This window comes from Bacillus sp. FSL W8-0920 (assembly GCF_038593215.1).
GTDB lineage: Bacteria > Bacillota > Bacilli > Bacillales > Bacillaceae > Bacillus > Bacillus pumilus.
Window position 1 is genome coordinate 1,632,938 of sequence record NZ_CP151974.1, and the last position, 18,596, is coordinate 1,651,533.

The following is an 18,596-nucleotide window of genomic DNA, read 5'->3' on the forward strand; positions in this document are numbered from 1 at the left end:
CTCGACATTATTCATCCGTTTTCTGCTCCCCCTGCTCACATAAAGCAGGGTTTTTATGCAGAATGATTGATAAGAGCGTTTATCGAAAGCACAAGGAGGAAGAGAATGAGCAAAAAAGTAGTGGATGTCGTAAGCGAAATGGTACAGCCAATTTTAGATGGCTTACAGCTTGAACTCGTTGATGTTGAATTTGTCAAAGAGGGTCAAAACTGGTTCCTTCGCGTGTTTATTGACTCTGATAAAGGCGTCGATATCGAAGAATGTGCCAAAGTGAGCGAAGCCTTGAGCGAAAAGCTTGATGAGGCAGATCCGATTAGCCAAAACTACTTTCTTGAAGTGTCCTCTCCTGGAGCGGAGCGCCCATTAAAGAAAAAAGCTGATTTTGAAAAAGCACTTGGAAAAAATGTTTTCATGAAAACATATGAACCAATTGATGGTGAAAAAGCATTTGAAGGTGAGCTTACAAGCTTTGATGGTGAGATTGCAACAGTGACAGTGAAGATCAAGACAAGAAAGAAAGAGATCAATATTCCATACGAAAAAATAGCTAACGCAAGATTAGCAGTTTCGTTCAATTAACCTTTTCATTGATATAAGGGGGAACCATAAAAATGAGTAGTGAGTTGTTAGATGCCCTGACTGTTCTCGAGAAAGAGAAGGGTATTAGTAAAGAAATTATTATTGAAGCGATAGAAGCTGCACTCATTTCTGCATATAAGCGTAACTTTAATCAAGCGCAAAATGTTCGTGTTGATTTAAACCGCGAAACGGGAACAATTCGCGTATTTGCAAGAAAAGATGTTGTAGATGAAGTGTATGATTCTCGCCTTGAAATCTCTGTAGATGATGCAGCCAATATGAACCCGAATTACATGGTAGGTGACGTCGTTGAAATTGAAGTCACGCCAAAAGATTTCGGACGCATTGCAGCTCAGACTGCGAAACAAGTGGTGACGCAGCGAGTGAGAGAAGCAGAGCGAGGTGTGATCTACACTGAGTTTATCGATCGCGAGGAAGACATTATGACAGGAATCGTTCAGCGAATTGACAGTAAATTCATTTACGTGTCACTTGGCAAAATCGAAGCCCTTCTTCCGGTCAACGAACAAATGCCAAATGAGGACTACAAACCACATGACCGTATTAAGGTGTTTATTACAAAAGTCGAAAAAACAACAAAAGGACCACAAATTTATGTGTCTAGAACACATCCAGGTCTTTTAAAGCGTTTATTTGAAATTGAAGTGCCAGAAATTTATGATGGTACTGTAGAGCTTAAATCGGTTGCTAGAGAAGCTGGGGACCGTTCTAAAATCTCTGTTCGTACGGATGATCCTGATGTTGACCCAGTTGGTTCTTGTGTTGGACCAAAAGGCCAGCGTGTACAAGCAATTGTCAACGAGCTAAAAGGCGAAAAAATTGACATTGTCCATTGGTCTAATGACCCGGTTGAATTTGTTGCCAATGCATTAAGTCCATCAAAAGTACTTGATGTTATTGTGAATGAAGAAGATAAGGCGACAACAGTCATTGTCCCTGATTATCAGCTGTCGTTAGCCATTGGTAAAAGAGGTCAAAATGCTCGTCTTGCAGCAAAGCTGACTAGCTGGAAAATTGACATTAAAAGCGAAACAGATGCAAGGGAACTCGGTATTTTCCCAAGAACTGAAGACTCTGAATCTCTTTTCTTAGAGGCTGAACCAGTAGCTGAGGAATCTGACGAATAAGAGGTGATGTAAAAGGTGAATAGCCGAAAAAAAATCCCGCTTAGAAAATGTGTCGTGACGGGAGAAATGAAACCAAAGAAAGAACTGATCCGTGTTGTTCGTTCTAAAGAAGGTGAAGTGTCTGTTGACGCAACCGGAAAAAAGAACGGACGCGGAGCTTACCTTTCTCTCGATAAAGAAACCATTCTTGCGGCAAAGAACAAACGCAGTTTACAGCAGCAATTTCAGACACAGATTGACGAACACATATTTGAAGAATTACTAGAACTAGCTGAAAAGGTGAAAAAACCAAATGACTGATTCTAAGTGGTATCCTTTGCTTGGTCTAGCAAATCGAGCTCGTAAAGTCGTGTCAGGAGAAGATCTTGTGATCAAAGAAGTTAGACATGCGCGTGCTAAGCTGGTTCTTCTTGCAGCAGATGCCTCACCGAACACAGAGAAAAAGGTATCTGACAAATGCAAATTTTATAATGTTCCGGTTAGAAAAATTGAAGACCGTTCCGTTCTCGGACGTTCTATTGGGAAAGAAGCTCGCGTAGTTGTCGCTGTCACTGACCAAGGCTTCGCTAAGAAGCTTATAAGCTTGCTCGATTAATTTATTTGGGGGTGAACGAATGGCTAAAGTGAGAGTATATGAATACGCAAAAGCCATAGATGTTTCAAGTAAAGATATTATAGCAGCGCTTAAGGATATGAATGTGGAAGTGAACAACCACATGGCGACGCTTGAAGACGACACTGTGAAAAAGCTAGACGCTATCTATAAAAAAGCCAAAGCAAAAGAGACAACTAACGAGAAACCCGCAGAACAAAAAAAACAATCATCTAACAAAAACAATGATAGAAAGAAGAATGACGTGCAGAATAATCAATTTAATAAAAACAAAAAAAACAACAACCAAAACAAAAACAAAAATAAACGCGGTGGGAATAACAAATCGCAGCATCAACAAGCTAGACCTGTGAAGCCTAAGAAAGAGCTTCCTGAAAAAATTGAATTTACAAATTCAATGACAGTCGGCCAGCTGGCTGAAGAGCTTGGAAAAGAAACAGCTGAAATTATCAAAAAGCTGATGATGCTTGGTGTAATGGCAACCATTAACCAAGAGCTCGATAAAGATACAGTTGAACTAATCGCTTCTGAATATGGCGTTCCAGTAGAGGAAGTCATTATTTTAGAAGAAACTGAACTTGAAAAGTATGAAGTGGAAGATAAAGAAGAAGATATGCAAGTACGCCCTCCAGTTGTGACGATCATGGGACACGTTGACCACGGGAAAACAACGCTTCTTGACAGCATTCGTAAGACGAAAGTCGTTGAAGGCGAAGCTGGTGGAATCACGCAGCATATCGGTGCATACCAAATTGAAGAAAACGGCAAGAAAATCACGTTCCTTGATACACCTGGACACGCAGCCTTTACAATGATGCGTGCACGTGGTGCCGAGGTAACGGATACAACCATTCTAGTCGTGGCAGCAGATGATGGCGTGATGCCGCAAACGGTAGAAGCTATTAACCATGCGAAAGCAGCAGAAGTGCCAATCATTGTTGCTGTCAACAAAATTGACAAACCAACAGCGAACCCTGACCGTGTGATGCAGGAATTAACGGAGCATGGTCTAGTACCAGAAGCTTGGGGCGGCGAAACGATCTTCGTTCCTCTATCTGCAAAAACAGGTGAAGGCATTGACGAATTGATCGAAATGATCCTTCTTGTCAGCGAAGTTGGAGAACTGAAAGCCAACCCAAATCGTGCGGCAAAAGGGACTGTTATCGAGGCTGAGCTTGATAAAGGAAGAGGGTCAGTTGCAACCCTTCTTGTTCAAACTGGTACGCTTCAAGTAGGTGACCCAATCGTTGTCGGAAATACATTTGGGCGCGTTCGTGCAATGGTCAATGACATCGGACGCCGCGTGAAAACAGCAGGACCATCTACACCTGTTGAAATCACTGGTTTAAACGATGTACCAAATGCAGGGGATCAGTTCCTCGTATTCAAAGATGAAAAAACAGCTCGTCAAGTAGGTGAGGCGCGTGCTTCGAAACAGCTTGATGAACAGCGTTCAGACAAAGCGAAATTATCTCTAGATGACCTATTTGAGCAAATCAAACAAGGTGAAGTGAAAGATATCAACTTGATCGTGAAAGCAGACGTACAAGGTTCTGCTGAAGCACTGACGGCCGCTCTTCAAAAAATTGAAGTAGAAGGCGTAAAAGTGAAAATCATCCATACGGGTGTTGGAGCGATTACAGAATCTGATATTATTTTAGCAAGTGCTTCTAATGCGATCGTGATCGGATTTAACGTACGTCCTGATGGAAATGCAAAGAGCACAGCTGAAACAGAAAACGTAGATATCCGCTTACACCGCATTATTTATAAAGTCATCGATGAAATTGAAGCGGCGATGAAAGGAATGCTTGACCCTGAATATGAAGAAAAAGTCATCGGTCAAGTTGAAGTTCGTCAAACGTTCAAAGTATCTAAAATCGGTACAATTGCTGGTGGTTATGTCACTGAAGGAACCATCACAAGAGATAGTGGTATCCGCTTAATTCGTGACGGCGTCGTTATTTTTGAAGGCGAAGTCGACGTATTAAAACGATTCAAAGATGACGTGAAAGAAGTTTCACAAGGTTATGAATGTGGTATTACCATTAAGAAATACAATGATATCCGTGAAGGCGATGTTCTGGAATCATTTGTTATGCAAGAAATCGAAAGAAAATGATCGGTTATACCGAATGTGAGTGCATCATTTATGATGCCTCCTCACTGAAGGAAAAACGTGCGGTTCTTCAGCGTATATTGACAAGAACGCGCCATAAATTCAATGTAACCATGGCTGAAATGGATTACCAGGACACATGGCAGCGTACATCAATTGGAATCGCCGTGATTTCCTCATCTCGGGTTCAAGTGGAAAAGGAATTGCAGCGTGTTTTAAGCTTTATTGATTCTTTTCCTGAAATTGAACGAACGATCACGAAAACTGAGTGGTTTTAATTAGAGGTGATATGATCATGAGTATGAGAGCAACCCGCGTGGGTGAGCAGATGAAAAAAGAATTAGGCGACATCCTAGGCAGAAAGCTAAAAGATCCAAGAATCGGCTTTTTGACTGTAACCGATGTCGAAGTAACCGGTGATTTGCAAATTGCGAAAGTTTACATTTCTGTTCTCGGTGACGAGAAGAAAAGAGAGGAAACCTTAAAAGGCCTTGCTAAGGCTAAAGGGTATATCCGCTCTGAAATTGGCAATCGAATTAGACTTCGCAAAACACCAGAACTGCACTTTGAATTCGATGAATCCGTGGATTACGGAAACAGAATTGAAAGCCTAATTGCTGAACTAAACACAAAAGATCACGAATAAGACGTTGAAATAAGGATAGGCGATGATCGTCTGTCCTTTTTCATCGTTTACGAAAGGAGAGAGCGCAGATGGTAAATGGTGTTCTTTTATTACATAAAGAAATAGGGATGACCTCTCACGACTGTGTGTTCAAAGTGAGAAAGCTCTTACATACAAAAAAAGTCGGACATACAGGCACCCTCGACCCCGAGGTATCAGGTGTTCTGCCCATTTGTATTGGAAGAGCAACGAAGATTGTCGAATACTTAACAGATAAATCGAAAACGTATGATGCAGAAATCACGATTGGATTTTCTACAACAACAGAAGACCAAACAGGTGAGATCGTAGAAGAAAAAAAGGTACAAAACCCCATCTCAGAAGAAGACATTGATGCTGTGCTGAAACAGTTTCAAGGAACCATTGAACAAATTCCTCCTATGTTTTCGGCTGTGAAAATTGGCGGAAAAAAACTCTACGAATATGCAAGAGAAGGCATTGAAATTGAGCGGCCGAGCCGCGAGATTACGATTCACCGTATCGAGCGGACAACACCTGCTTTATTTGAAAATGGAAAAGTATCATTTAGATTCACCGTTTTATGTTCAAAAGGAACGTATGTCAGAACCTTAGCAGTTGATATTGGAAAGAAACTAGGATTTCCAGCTCATATGTCACATCTCATTCGCACAGGATCAGGTGATTTTACACTAGATGAGTGCATCACCCTTGATGAGCTGCGAGATATAAGCGAAGAAGGCACAGTAGATGAGCACCTTGTCTCGATCGAGCGCGCGCTCAATCATTTGCCGAAATGGGAGATAAATGATACATTAGCAAGTAAAGTGGAAAACGGTGCAGTCCTGCCCATGCCTGATGAATTCGCTCATTTCGCAGAGGAAGATCGTGTCGCTGTCTTTGCTCCTTCAGGTCGGTGTATGGCGATATATATGAAGCACCCGACCAAACAGAATCTGATGAAGCCGGCGAAGATCTTATCTCAGGACAAGCAATCTTAAAGAAAAGGTGACCATCTCGTGAAGACTATACATATTTCACACCCACATACATTGAATCAAAAGGATCAAGACCCGTCTGTTATGGCTTTAGGGTATTTTGACGGTGTTCACCTCGGACATCAAAAAGTGATTGACGCAGCAAAAAGCATTGCGAGAAAAGAAGGATTGGCTTTAGCGGTCATGACCTTTCATCCGCACCCATCACATGTTTTGCAAAAAGCACGTGAACCCAAGGACTTAATTACACCGCTTGAGGATAAAATTGATTTCATCGAACAACTGGGCGCTGACTATTTATACATTGTGCAGTTCAGCGAAAGCTTTGCAGCGCTATCTCCTCAAGAGTTTGTCGATCAATATTTAGATGAGCTGAATGTGAAGCACGCAGTAGCTGGTTTTGATTTTACGTTTGGCCGTTTTGGTGCAGGTACAATGGAAACCTTCGATGAGTACGGAAAAGGGCGTATCACGGCCACCATCGTTCCTAAGTTGTCTAATCAAGACCGAAAAGTCAGCTCAACACTCATACGCTCTGCATTGAAAAATGGGGATGTTGAATATGTGAGTGAGCTTTTAGGAAAACCGTATCAGCTGCGCGGTATTGTCATTCATGGTGATAAACGAGGACGGACGATCGGCTTTCCGACTGCGAATGTCGGTTTATCTGCTGAGTATATCATTCCGCCAACAGGGGTTTATGCAGTAAGAGCAGAAGTGAAAGGTAAAGTGTATGAAGGTGTTTGTAATGTTGGCTATAAACCAACCTTTTATGAAAAACGTCCTGATCAACCTGCCATTGAAGTAAACCTCTTTGGTTTTAACGAAGAAATATATGGTGAACCGATTAAATTACAGTGGTTCAAGCGCATTCGCAGTGAGCAAAAATTTAACGGAATCCAGGAGTTAACGGCTCAAATCAGTCAAGATAAAGAAGAAGCGATTCAGTTTTTTCAACATCAGCGAAAGCAAACAAAAAATTCATAGAAAAACAGCTCTACCATTTGCAAATTCAGCATATTTTTAGTATGATTATTCCTGTAGCTTTAAAACCACTTACTTGGCAGGCCGACTTCACCGACGGTTGCGAGGTAGATGGGGCTAACATGATTTGGAGGTGAAACAGGATGGCTATTACTCAAGAGCGTAAAACTCAATTAATTAGTGAGTTCAAAACACACGAATCTGATACTGGATCTCCAGAAGTTCAGATCGCTGTCCTAACAGAATCAATTAACAACTTGAACGAGCATTTACGTACTCATAAGAAAGATCACCACTCACGTCGCGGTCTTTTGAAAATGGTAGGTAGACGTCGTAATCTTCTTACGTATCTACGTAATAAAGACGTAACTCGTTACCGTGAGTTAATTAACAAACTAGGCTTACGTCGATAATCGTAAAAAGCGGGAGGATTCCCGCTTTTTTATCGTATAATCACTAATATTTTATGGTTAAAATGTTGAAAGAATGGCAAAAACCCTTCTACATACACCTTTCACATTGATATGTGAAAATCATTTTGTTCATAATAAGAATTAACTAAAATTTCAAGATAAGAGAGGAGTTTTTCTCAGAATGGGACAAGAGAAACATGTCTTCACCATAGACTGGGCTGGACGTCAACTGACAGTTGAAACTGGCCAGCTTGCAAAGCAAGCAAACGGAGCGGTCCTCGTACGCTACGGAGATACAGCTGTGCTTAGCTCAGCAACAGCTTCTAAAGAACCAAAACCACTTGATTTCTTCCCGCTCACTGTGAACTACGAAGAAAGATTATACGCAGTAGGTAAAATTCCTGGTGGCTTCATTAAAAGAGAAGGCCGTCCAAGTGAAAAAGCGATCCTTGCGAGCCGCTTAATTGATAGACCAATCCGTCCATTATTTGCTGATGGATTTAGAAACGAAGTACAAGTTATTAGTATCGTCATGAGTGTGGATCAAGATTGTTCATCTGAAATGGCTGCAATGTTTGGCTCATCTTTAGCATTATGTGTGTCTGACATTCCATTTGAGGGACCAATCGCTGGCGTTACAGTAGGACGAGTTGATGGAAAGTTTATCATCAATCCAAATGTAGAACAGCTTGAACAAAGTGACATCAACCTTGTAGTCGCTGGAACAAAAGATGCGATCAACATGGTCGAAGCTGGTGCTGACGAAGTACCAGAAGAAACAATGCTTGAAGCTATCATGTATGGTCACCAAGAGATCAAACGTTTAATCGAATTCCAAGAGGAAATTGTCAAAGCAGTCGGTAAAGCAAAAATCGATATTCCTCTATATGAAGTAGATCAAACGTTAGCAGACGAAGTAAAAGCACTTGCTGAAACAGACCTGCTGAAAGCGATTCAAGTACATGAGAAGCATGCACGTGAAGATGCAATCAGTGCAGTGAAAAAAGCTGTGGTTGAGAAATTTGAAGAAGAAGATCGCGACGAAGCGACAATTAAACAAGCGAAAGACGTATTAAACAAGCTTGTCAAAAATGAAGTTCGTCGTCTGATCACTGAAGAGAAAGTACGTCCAGATGGACGTGGTGTAGATCAAATCCGTCCACTTTCTTCAGAAGTAGGACTTCTACCAAGAACGCACGGTTCAGGTCTATTTACAAGAGGACAAACACAGGCGCTCAGTATTTGTACATTAGGTGCACTTGGCGATGTGCAAATTCTTGACGGTCTAGGCGTTGAAGAATCAAAACGCTTCATGCACCATTACAACTTCCCTCAATTCAGTGTTGGTGAGACAGGGCCAATGCGTGGCCCAGGACGCCGTGAAATCGGACATGGAGCGCTAGGTGAACGGGCATTAGAACCAGTGATCCCATCTGAAAAAGATTTCCCTTATACGGTTCGCCTTGTGTCTGAGGTACTGGAATCAAACGGATCTACTTCACAAGCAAGTATTTGCGCAAGCACACTTGCGATGATGGATGCGGGTGTTCCAATTAAAGCACCAGTTGCAGGGATTGCAATGGGACTTGTGAAATCCGGTGAATACTACACAGTGCTGACAGACATTCAAGGAATGGAAGATGCACTTGGTGATATGGACTTTAAAGTTGCAGGTACATCAAAAGGTGTAACAGCACTTCAAATGGATATCAAAATCGATGGTCTATCAAAAGACATTTTGGAAGAAGCGCTCCAACAAGCGAAAAAAGGAAGAATGGAAATCTTAGATAGCATGCTGTCAACGATTCCTGCTTCTAGAGGAGAATTGTCTCGTTATGCACCAAAAATCTTAACGATGAAAATCAATCCTGATAAAATTCGCGATGTCATTGGACCAAGCGGTAAACAAATCAATAAAATCATCGAAGATACCGGTGTGAAAATCGATATTGAACAAGATGGTACAATCTTTATCTCTTCTACAGAAGAAGACATGAACCAAAAAGCGAAGAAAATCATTGAAGATCTTGTGAGAGAAGTTGAAGTAGGACAACTTTACTTAGGTAAAGTAAAACGCATTGAAAAATTCGGTGCTTTCCTTGAAATCTTCAGCGGCAAAGATGGACTTGTTCATATTTCTGAGCTTGCGCTTGATCGTGTAGGCAAAGTAGAAGATGTCGTGAAGATTGGCGATGAATTACTTGTCAAAGTCACTGAAATCGATAAACAAGGCCGTGTGAACCTTTCTCGCAAAGCTGTTTTACGTGAAGAAAAGGAAAAAGAAGAAAAACAGTCTTAATGAAATATGTTAGAAGCCAGGTATCCGTACCAGGCTTCTTTCTTTTCTTGCGCTAACAATAGTTCTAGCTTGTTTCTCCCCATCATAATTTGTGGTAAAGGGGAGGGACAACCATTGAAAAAAACGTTACCATTCATTGTGTTTGTATTTTTACTGCTCGTGTCATATCAAACGATGAAGCAGCCGGCTGCTGTTACATATATTGAATCAATGAAAGAGCATGCTGAGGTTGCATCTGTTTCAAAAGATATTTTATATCAAGAGATTGAATCGAAGTCTTCTGACTATGAAGTGAAGGCGCAAAATGCTAAGATTGATAAAGTGTGGAAAAAGATGCCTGGTCTAAATGGACAGACGGTCAATATCGATGCCTCTTATGAAAAAATGAAAAAACAAGGGTCATTTGATGAAAAGCTGCTTGTTTTCAATGAAACAAAACCTTCTATTCATTTACATGAACTTGGTGCTGAACCCATTTACAAGGGACATCCAGATAAAAAAATGAATGCTTTCCTCATCAACGTGGCTTGGGGTGACGAACATTTAATCAAGATGTTAAAGACACTGGAAAAGCATCAGGTCAAGGCGACCTTTTTCTTAGAGGGCAAATGGGTGAAAAAAAGCACGGATCTTGCTAAAAAGATCGTGGCAGATGGTCATGAAATTGGAAACCATTCATACAATCACCCAGATATGCGCACACTGACAAGAGAACGAGCATTAGAGCAGATTACCAAAACAAATCGTCAAATTGAAGAATCCCTTGGAAAAAAACCGAAGTGGTTCGCCCCTCCAAGCGGTAGCTTTAAAGAAGAAACAGTGAAGCTTGCCGCAGAAGAAGGAATGGAAACCATTATGTGGACGGTAGACACCATTGACTGGCAAAAACCGTCACCAAACGTACTACAAAAACGGGTGCTTGGAAAAATTCACAATGGGGCGATGATATTAATGCATCCAACAGATTCGACGGCGAAAAGTCTTGACGCACTTATCACTCAAATCAAGGAAAGAGGATATGAATTAGGAACGGTTTCTGACCTCCTAAGTGAAAAAAGACATCCGTGATCCGATCTGTTTGTTGAATAGGAGGAGCAAAACTTGGTCAAAACGTATACATGCCAAAACGGAGTAAGAATTGTACTTGAAAACAATCCCACTGTAAGATCTGTCGCAATTGGCGTCTGGATTGGAACGGGTTCTAGACATGAGACACCAGAAATTAATGGGATATCACACTTTCTAGAGCATATGTTCTTTAAAGGGACAAAGACGAGATCTGCACGTGATATCGCAGAATCCTTTGACCGCATCGGTGGTCAAGTAAATGCCTTTACGTCAAAAGAATACACTTGCTACTATGCAAAGGTGCTTGATTCACATGCCGGCTACGCCCTCGATGTATTAAGCGACATGTTCTTCCACTCTGCTTTTGATGAAGAAGAGCTGAAAAAAGAAAAAAATGTAGTATATGAAGAAATCAAAATGTATGAGGATACACCTGATGATATCGTTCACGATCTGTTGAGCAAAGCGATTTATGGTGATCATTCTTTAGGGTTCCCGATTTTAGGAACAGAAGAAACACTTTCTACCTTTAACGGTGACTCTCTTAGAGCTTATATGGATGAATTCTACACGCCGGACCGCGTCGTTATCTCTGTTGCAGGGAATGTGGATGACACATTCATTAGTGAAGTTGAAAAGTTGTTCGGTTCGTATGAAACGAAAGGAAAAAAACAGCCTGTAGAAGCGCCGCAATTTCACTATGACAAGCTCACACGCAAAAAGGAAACAGAGCAAGCGCATCTATGCATGGGCTTTAATGGCCTCCCAGCTGGAGACAAAGGCATCTATGACTTAATCGTCTTAAATAATGTTCTTGGGGGAAGCATGAGCAGCCGCTTATTTCAGGATGTAAGAGAAGACAAAGGCCTCGCCTATTCCGTTTTCAGCTATCACAGTTCATTTGCAGATAACGGCATGCTGACGATTTATGGCGGGACTGGAGCGAAGCAGTTAAACCTGCTCTCTGAAACCATCTTACAAACACTAGACGTCTTAAAGCGTGAGGGAATTACGCAAAAAGAGCTTGAAAACTCTAAGGAGCAAATGAAAGGGAACCTAATGCTCAGCCTTGAAAGCACAAACAGCAAGATGAGCCGAAACGGTAAAAATGAACTGCTCCTTGGCAAACATCGTACACTTGATGAAATTATTGAAGAAATCAATAAAGTCACTTTAGACGGTGTGAATAACTTATCAAAACGAATCTTTACTGAGGATTATGCGCTCTCGCTTATTAGTCCTACGGGTGATCAGCCATCATAATGTAAACAACACGGCAGGCTTCTTAAGAGGTCTGCCGTTTATTGTATATCAAGTAGAAAGGGGCACTGCTTACATGAAACGAGAAAAACTGAAACTCCTCTCTCCGCTTCTGACACAAGCCATCTCCTTTCAGCCGATGACATCTGGATTATCTGGAAACCGAACTTACCTCGTCACAACATCCTCAAGTGAAAAGCTGGTGCTCAAGCTATCAAATCTCAAAACGTATACTAATTTTAAAAGAAAAGCTTCAGTTCAGCAAAAGTTTAAAAATCGAGGGCTTCTATGTTCTGAAGTCATGGAGGTTGGAATGAATCCTGAACTTAACTGTACCTATCGTATTTTCTCTTTTATTGAAGGAGAGAACGCTAGAGCATCCATCCATCTGCTTACAAATGAAGAGCAGTATGAAATCGGAAGACGGGCAGGCAGAGAGCTGAATTTCATGCATACATGTCCCGCACCTTCTCATGTCGCGCCATGGGATGAGAGAGTCATGGCGAAACATGAACGGTATGTACATGCCTATCAATCAAGTGGAGTGACCTTTACGAAAGAGCAATTCGTATTAGATTTTATCAAATCACATGCTGATGCGGTAAAGGCGAGACCTAATCAATTCCAGCATGATGATTTTCATTTGGGGAATATCATCATACAAGAAGGTGAGTATGCCGGCGTCATTGATTTTGATCAATCTGACTGGGGTGACCCGGTTCATGATTTTTATAAATTGTCCTTATTTAGCCGAGAAAATAGTATTCCGTTTTCAGCAGGGCAACTGGATCACTATGTAAATACGCAGGCCACAGACGATTTTTGGCTTCTTTTTTCTATCTATACAGCAATGAGCTGCTTTTCTTCTATTGTTTGGACGCTTTCTTATGACACTGAACATGTACAAGATATGGTGAACCGAGTGGAGAGAATGCTGGCAGACCATGATCACTTTCATCAACTGAAACCAGCTTGGTATTCAAATTGGCACCATGCATAACTTGCAAAAGCGGGACGGTCTATTTCTTCTTGTGGCTGCATATATGATACGGAAGGGAAGTGATGCGATTTTGAGGCTAAGCGAGCTGTCAGGAAAAGAGATCGTTGATATTAAAAGAGCGGAGCGGCTTGGCGTGCTTGGACAAACCGACCTTGAAATCAATGAACAGGACGGTCAAATCACAGCACTCATCATACCTTCCGTGAAGTGGTTTGGCTTTCGAAAGCAAGGAAATGACATCCGCGTCCCGTGGAATCACATTCAAAAAATAGGATCAGATATGATCATTCTCGATGTGCCTGAAGCACTTCAGCCGCCCGGGGAAAAAGAGCATCCATCATAAATGGGTGCTCTTTTTCTTTTCTCTCTTCGATTTGTTCACAGGCTGAATCCTCTCCTCATATGCTAAAAGGGAGATTCAGAAAATATTACAGACTTTTTTAAATAAAGAAGGTGAACGGTCAGTATGTTGAGCGGTTTAACGGTTGCGGTGATCGGGGGAGATGCAAGGCAGCTTGAAATTATTCGCAAGCTGTCACAGCAGCATGCCAAAGTGTTTTTGGTTGGATTTGATCAGCTGGATCACGGATTTATTGGGGCTGAAAAGCTAAAAATGTCAGAACTTCCATTCGAACAGGTAGACAGTATGATCCTGCCAGTATCAGGGGCAACGGATGAAGGTGTTGTCGCGACAGTTTTCTCAAATGAACAGGTGTTACTAGAAGCAACATATTTAGAAAGAACCCCTGCCCATTGTACCCTGTACTCAGGTATTTCTAATACGTACTTAGACAATCTGGCAAAGCAGGTGAACCGAAAACTTGTGAAGCTGTTTGAGCGAGATGATATTGCCATATATAACTCTATTCCAACAGTTGAAGGGATTATCATGATGGCCATTCAGCAAACGGATTATACGATTCATGGATCACGTGTCGCTGTTCTTGGGCTCGGAAGAACAGGACTCACCATTGCCCGCACATTTCGGGCACTCGGTGCGGACGTAAAAGTAGGGGCAGCAGATACAGCGCATTTAGCGCGGGCATTTGAAATGGGACTCGATCCATTTTCAATGGACCGGTTAAAAGAAGAAGTAACAGATGTAGATATCATCATCAATACCATTCCAAGCCTTGTATTAGATTCATCTGTCATCGTCAGCATGACACCAAAGACACTCATTTTGGATATCGCCTCCCGCCCAGGAGGAACAGACTTTGACTTTGCACAAAAACACGGGGTGAAGGCGCTTCTTGCACCAGGACTCCCGGGGATTGTCGCACCAAAGACAGCAGGGCAAATCATTGCAAAAGTGCTTTCTGGGCTCTTATGTGAACTTGCAGAGGAAAAAAGGGGGATGGAATCATGACAACATTAAAAGGGAAAAGAATCGGCTTTGGCTTAACTGGTTCCCACTGTACGTACGAAGCTGTTTATCCGCAGATCGAAGCACTTGTAAAAGAAGGAGCAGAAGTGCGTCCAGTGGTATCATATACGGTCCAGAACACGAATACAAGATTCGGAGATGGGGCGGACTGGATTGAGCGGATCGAGAAGCTGACTGGCTTTAAGGCGATTGACTCAATCGTGAAAGCAGAGCCGCTCGGGCCTAAGCTGCCACTTGATTGTATGGTCATTGCTCCATTAACAGGGAACTCGATGGCGAAATTTGCAAATGCCATGACAGACAGCCCTGTTTTAATGGCTGCAAAAGCAACCATTCGAAATCATCGTCCTGTCGTTTTAGGAATTTCAACAAATGATGCGCTAGGCTTAAATGGTACAAATCTGATGAGGCTGATGTCGACAAAAAATATTTTCTTTATTCCATTTGGCCAGGATGATCCATTTAAAAAACCGACCTCCATGGTCGCGAACATGGATTTGCTTTCTCAAACAGTAGAAGAGGCACTTCAGCATAGACAAATTCAGCCAATTTTAATTGGACCAAGCGAATAATAGATTCACTAGAAAATCATGAAAGATTCAAAAAAGATGCTTCAAGCCTTGCTTTTCTATGGTAAAATAAAATGTAAAAAGTCATAGGATGGCCATCCGAAAGAAAAGAATCATGGATGGGTCGGAAGGAGTTTTACTGATGGGAAGAGGATTGCATGTAGCTGTAGTTGGAGCGACTGGAGCTGTCGGTCAACAAATGTTAAAAACACTAGCTGACAGAGATTTTGAAATGGATACACTGACTCTACTATCCTCAAAACGTTCTGCTGGAACAAAAGTGACATTCAGAGGTCAAGAGTATACTGTACAGGAAGCAACACCTGAAAGCTTTGAAGGAGTAAGTATTGCATTATTCAGTGCTGGAGGAAATGTTTCCAAGGCGCTAGCTCCTGAAGCAGTCAAACGAGGTGCGATTGTTGTAGACAACACAAGTGCTTTCCGTATGGACGAAAACATCCCTCTTGTCGTACCAGAGGTAAACGAAAAAGACTTGCATGACCATAAAGGAATCATTGCAAACCCTAACTGTTCAACGATTCAAATGGTAGCGGCATTAGAACCGCTTCGTCAGGCGTATGGCATGAAAAAAGTCATCGTGTCCACTTACCAAGCCGTATCAGGTGCAGGACATGAAGCCATTGACGAGCTATATAGCCAATCACAAGCCATTTTAAATAAAGAAGATGTGAAACCGGAAGTCATGCCTTATCAAATTGCATTTAATGCGATTCCGCAAATTGATAAATTCCAAGACAATGGCTATACATTTGAAGAAATGAAAATGATCAACGAAACGAAAAAAATCATGCATATGCCAGAGCTGGAAGTAGCGGCAACATGTGTGAGACTTCCAATTGAAACAGGACATTCAGAATCTGTTTACGTCGAACTAGAATCAAACGACGCAACAGTTGAAGACGTCAAGTCCATTCTAAAAGATGCTCCAGGCATTACACTGCAAGATGATCCGTCTCAGCAAATTTATCCAATGCCTGCAGATGCTGTTGGGAAAAACGACGTATTTGTCGGCCGCATTCGGAAAGATTTGGACCGTCCAAACGGGTTCCATATGTGGATTGTATCTGATAACCTGCTAAAAGGCGCTGCATGGAACTCCGTTCAAATTGCAGAAAGCTTAAAAGCATTAAAATTAGTTTAACATTCAATGGATGATGAGGACGAACAGAAGAGAGTTAGGCATCTTTCGCCTGCTCTCTTCTGTTACGTCAGAATGAACTTGGAGTGAAAACAGTGAAAATAATTGTCCAAAAATTTGGCGGTACATCTGTCAAAGATGATCAAGGTAGACAAAGGGCACTTGCACATATCTTATCGGCAAAAGAGAAAGGCTATAAGTCGGTTGTCGTCGTTTCCGCAATGGGACGAAAAGGCGATCCTTATGCGACAGATACGCTGCTTGGTCTGCTTTACGGCAGCGCGCAGCATATGACAAATCGAGAAAAAGACTTGCTCGTTTCCTGCGGAGAGAATATTTCAGCTGTTGTGTTTTCAAGCATGCTGAATGAAAACGGGCTAAAAGCTGTAGCGATGACAGGCGCACAGGCTGGCTTTGTGACAGATAAGGAACATACGAGTGCGAAAATTATTGATATGAAGTGCGAACGTCTCGAGGCGGCACTATCTGAACATGATGTTGTCGTTGTTGCTGGGTTCCAAGGAGCCGCGAAAAATGGAGACGTGACCACAATTGGACGAGGCGGCAGTGATACGTCCGCAGCTGCTTTAGGTGCTGCATTACAGGCAGACTTTATTGATATTTTTACAGATGTAGAAGGCGTCATGACGGCAGATCCCCGCATTGTTGAAAATGCAAAGCCGCTCAGAGTCGTGACATATACAGAAATTTGCAACCTTGCATATCAAGGAGCAAAAGTCATTCACCCGAGAGCTGTCGAAATTGCGATGCAAGCAAAAGTACCAATGAGGGTCCGTTCAACATACTCTGATGAAGAGGGCACACTCGTCACGTCACACTACTCAGATAAAATGAGCCATGATGTGTACGACCGCCTCATTACGGGTATTGCACATGTCAATGATGTGACGCAAATCAAAGTCCCGGCAAAAGAAGGGCAATACAGCGTCCAAACAGAGGTCTTTAAAGCAATGGCTAATGCACAAATCAGTGTCGATTTCTTCAATATTACACCGAGTGAGATTGTGTATACCGTGACAGGTGCAATGACTGAAAAGGCAACCTCGATCCTAAAAGATCTTGGTTATACGCCAATTGTCACAACAAATTGTGCGAAAGTATCAGCTGTTGGCGCAGGCATCATGGGTGTACCAGGTGTCACATCAAAAATTGTATCGGCTCTATCCGAGCAAAACATTCCGATTTTACAATCGGCTGACAGCCATACGACCATTTGGGTGCTAGTGAACGAAGAAAACATGAGAGCGGCTGTCAATGCCCTGCACGAAGTGTTTGAACTTTCAAGATAAATGTGATTGAATCATGATGAGGTGAAAAAAATGAATTTCGGAAATATCGCAACAGCTATGATTACACCTTTTGATAAAAAGGGCAACATTGATTTCCAAAAGCTATCAATTCTCATTGATTACTTGTTAAAAAACGGCAGTGACTCATTAGTCGTTGCAGGGACAACAGGCGAATCGCCAACTTTATCGACTGAGGAAAAAGTCGCTCTTTTTCAGCAATCGGTAAAATTAGCAAATGGTCGTTGTAAAATCATTGCAGGAACAGGCAGTAATAATACAAATGCGTCTATCAAACTAACGAAAAAAGCAGAAGAAGCGGGCGTTGATGCAGTGATGCTTGTCGTACCTTACTACAACAAGCCATCACAGGAAGGCATGTATGCACACTTTAAAGCCATTGCCGAGTCTACATCTCTTCCTGTCATGCTTTACAATGTACCAGGGAGAACGGCTGCGTCATTAGCCCCAGAAACAACCATTAAGCTTGCGCAAATACCTAACATTGTCGCAATCAAAGAAGCAAGTGGTGATCTTGATGCCATGACAAAAATCATTGCAGAAACACCAGAAGATTTCGATGTCTATTCAGGTGACGACAGCTTAACACTTCCAGCTGTATCTGTTGGTGCAAAAGGAGTAGTCTCTGTGGCGTCTCATATCGTAGGGCTTGATATGCAGCAAATGCTGAAAAGCTATGCTTCAGGTCAAACGGCCAATGCCGCATTGATCCATCAAAAGCTGCTTCCAATCATGAAACAGCTATTCTCAGCGCCAAATCCAACGCCTGTCAAAACAGCTCTTCAGCTGAAAGGACTAGATGTCGGATCGGTTCGTCTTCCGCTTCTACCTTTGTCAGAAGAAGAGAGACTGGATTTAAGCAGCGTCTTAAACAGCTGATCAAAACAAAAGATTTCGTAAGCGGTCATTCTCAGATGTCCCTGAGTATGACCGTTTTTTATACATAAACACTTTCTTAAAATGTGACTTCATCTTGTTTTCTAAAATTAGATTCAGTTATAATAGCATTAAGCGATGATGGACGGGCTT

General features: G+C 42.0%; 20 protein-coding genes. All 20 read left to right on the top strand.

Going from position 1 to position 18,596, the window contains the following annotated elements; translation table 11 throughout:
* Positions 1–105 precede the first annotated feature (105 nt).
* A complete protein-coding gene (gene rimP / locus NSS78_RS08095) occupies positions 106–579 on the top strand; it encodes a ribosome maturation factor RimP (protein ID WP_003211398.1) in 474 nt (157 codons plus the stop codon).
* A 32-nt stretch (positions 580–611) separates the two neighbouring features.
* Positions 612–1,727 (top strand): transcription termination factor NusA, encoded by a 1,116-nt coding sequence (gene nusA / locus NSS78_RS08100; protein WP_003211013.1) that lies wholly within the window; start codon positions 612–614, stop codon positions 1,725–1,727.
* Positions 1,728–1,742: 15 nt separating this feature from the next.
* Positions 1,743–2,027 carry a YlxR family protein gene (locus NSS78_RS08105; protein ID WP_003210758.1) on the top strand — a complete coding sequence of 95 codons (285 nt, stop codon included), beginning with the start codon at positions 1,743–1,745 and terminating at the stop codon, positions 2,025–2,027.
* Positions 2,020–2,322 carry a YlxQ family RNA-binding protein gene (locus NSS78_RS08110; protein WP_034619894.1) on the top strand — a complete coding sequence of 101 codons (303 nt, stop codon included), beginning with the start codon at positions 2,020–2,022 and terminating at the stop codon, positions 2,320–2,322. The genes NSS78_RS08105 and NSS78_RS08110 overlap by 8 nt, the downstream gene beginning before the upstream one ends.
* A gap of 19 nt (positions 2,323–2,341) precedes the next feature.
* Positions 2,342–4,462 (top strand): translation initiation factor IF-2, encoded by a 2,121-nt coding sequence (infB, locus tag NSS78_RS08115; protein WP_003212253.1) that lies wholly within the window; start codon positions 2,342–2,344, stop codon positions 4,460–4,462.
* Complete coding sequence (locus NSS78_RS08120) at positions 4,459–4,737, top strand: DUF503 domain-containing protein (protein WP_012009994.1); 279 nt, start codon at positions 4,459–4,461, stop codon at positions 4,735–4,737. The genes infB and NSS78_RS08120 overlap by 4 nt, the downstream gene beginning before the upstream one ends.
* A 17-nt stretch (positions 4,738–4,754) precedes the next feature.
* Complete coding sequence (gene rbfA, locus NSS78_RS08125; protein WP_003210803.1) at positions 4,755–5,105, top strand: 30S ribosome-binding factor RbfA; 351 nt, start codon at positions 4,755–4,757, stop codon at positions 5,103–5,105.
* 68 nt (positions 5,106–5,173) lie between these two features.
* On the top strand, positions 5,174–6,103 hold the full coding sequence (gene truB, locus NSS78_RS08130) for a tRNA pseudouridine(55) synthase TruB (RefSeq protein ID WP_003211771.1): 930 nt from the start codon (positions 5,174–5,176) through the stop codon (positions 6,101–6,103).
* Between the two features lie 18 nt (positions 6,104–6,121).
* Positions 6,122–7,087: a bifunctional riboflavin kinase/FAD synthetase gene (gene ribF, locus NSS78_RS08135; protein ID WP_309216713.1), complete on the top strand. Its 966-nt coding sequence runs from the start codon at positions 6,122–6,124 to the stop codon at positions 7,085–7,087.
* A 140-nt stretch (positions 7,088–7,227) separates the two neighbouring features.
* Complete coding sequence (gene rpsO / locus NSS78_RS08140; RefSeq protein ID WP_012009997.1) at positions 7,228–7,497, top strand: 30S ribosomal protein S15; 270 nt, start codon at positions 7,228–7,230, stop codon at positions 7,495–7,497.
* A gap of 181 nt (positions 7,498–7,678) precedes the next feature.
* A complete protein-coding gene (pnp, locus tag NSS78_RS08145; protein ID WP_003211098.1) occupies positions 7,679–9,796 on the top strand; it encodes a polyribonucleotide nucleotidyltransferase in 2,118 nt (705 codons plus the stop codon).
* A 174-nt stretch (positions 9,797–9,970) separates the two neighbouring features.
* Complete coding sequence (locus NSS78_RS08150) at positions 9,971–10,864, top strand: polysaccharide deacetylase family protein (RefSeq protein ID WP_223250646.1); 894 nt, start codon at positions 9,971–9,973, stop codon at positions 10,862–10,864.
* Positions 10,865–10,897: 33 nt separating this feature from the next.
* On the top strand, positions 10,898–12,127 hold the full coding sequence (locus NSS78_RS08155) for a pitrilysin family protein (RefSeq protein ID WP_050945004.1): 1,230 nt from the start codon (positions 10,898–10,900) through the stop codon (positions 12,125–12,127).
* A gap of 73 nt (positions 12,128–12,200) precedes the next feature.
* Positions 12,201–13,124, top strand: a complete 924-nt coding sequence (locus NSS78_RS08160; RefSeq protein WP_309216717.1) for an aminoglycoside phosphotransferase family protein — start codon at positions 12,201–12,203, stop codon at positions 13,122–13,124.
* A 70-nt stretch (positions 13,125–13,194) separates the two neighbouring features.
* Positions 13,195–13,467 carry a YlmC/YmxH family sporulation protein gene (locus tag NSS78_RS08165; RefSeq protein ID WP_012010001.1) on the top strand — a complete coding sequence of 91 codons (273 nt, stop codon included), beginning with the start codon at positions 13,195–13,197 and terminating at the stop codon, positions 13,465–13,467.
* Positions 13,468–13,590: 123 nt separating this feature from the next.
* Positions 13,591–14,493, top strand: coding sequence for a dipicolinic acid synthetase subunit A (gene dpaA, locus NSS78_RS08170; protein ID WP_003212195.1), 903 nt, complete (start codon positions 13,591–13,593; stop codon positions 14,491–14,493).
* Positions 14,490–15,083, top strand: coding sequence for a dipicolinate synthase subunit B (gene dpaB / locus NSS78_RS08175; protein ID WP_050945000.1), 594 nt, complete (start codon positions 14,490–14,492; stop codon positions 15,081–15,083). Before dpaA ends, dpaB begins: the two co-directional genes overlap by 4 nt.
* A 139-nt stretch (positions 15,084–15,222) precedes the next feature.
* The gene (gene asd / locus NSS78_RS08180; RefSeq protein ID WP_003211715.1) at positions 15,223–16,242 is read left to right on the top strand and encodes an aspartate-semialdehyde dehydrogenase; all 1,020 of its coding nucleotides are present in this window, start codon (positions 15,223–15,225) and stop codon (positions 16,240–16,242) included.
* Positions 16,243–16,334: 92 nt separating this feature from the next.
* The gene (dapG, locus tag NSS78_RS08185; protein WP_050944998.1) at positions 16,335–17,549 is read left to right on the top strand and encodes an aspartate kinase; all 1,215 of its coding nucleotides are present in this window, start codon (positions 16,335–16,337) and stop codon (positions 17,547–17,549) included.
* 30 nt (positions 17,550–17,579) lie between these two features.
* Positions 17,580–18,446, top strand: coding sequence for a 4-hydroxy-tetrahydrodipicolinate synthase (gene dapA, locus NSS78_RS08190; protein ID WP_003211660.1), 867 nt, complete (start codon positions 17,580–17,582; stop codon positions 18,444–18,446).
* The last annotated feature ends 150 nt before the right edge of the window (positions 18,447–18,596 follow it).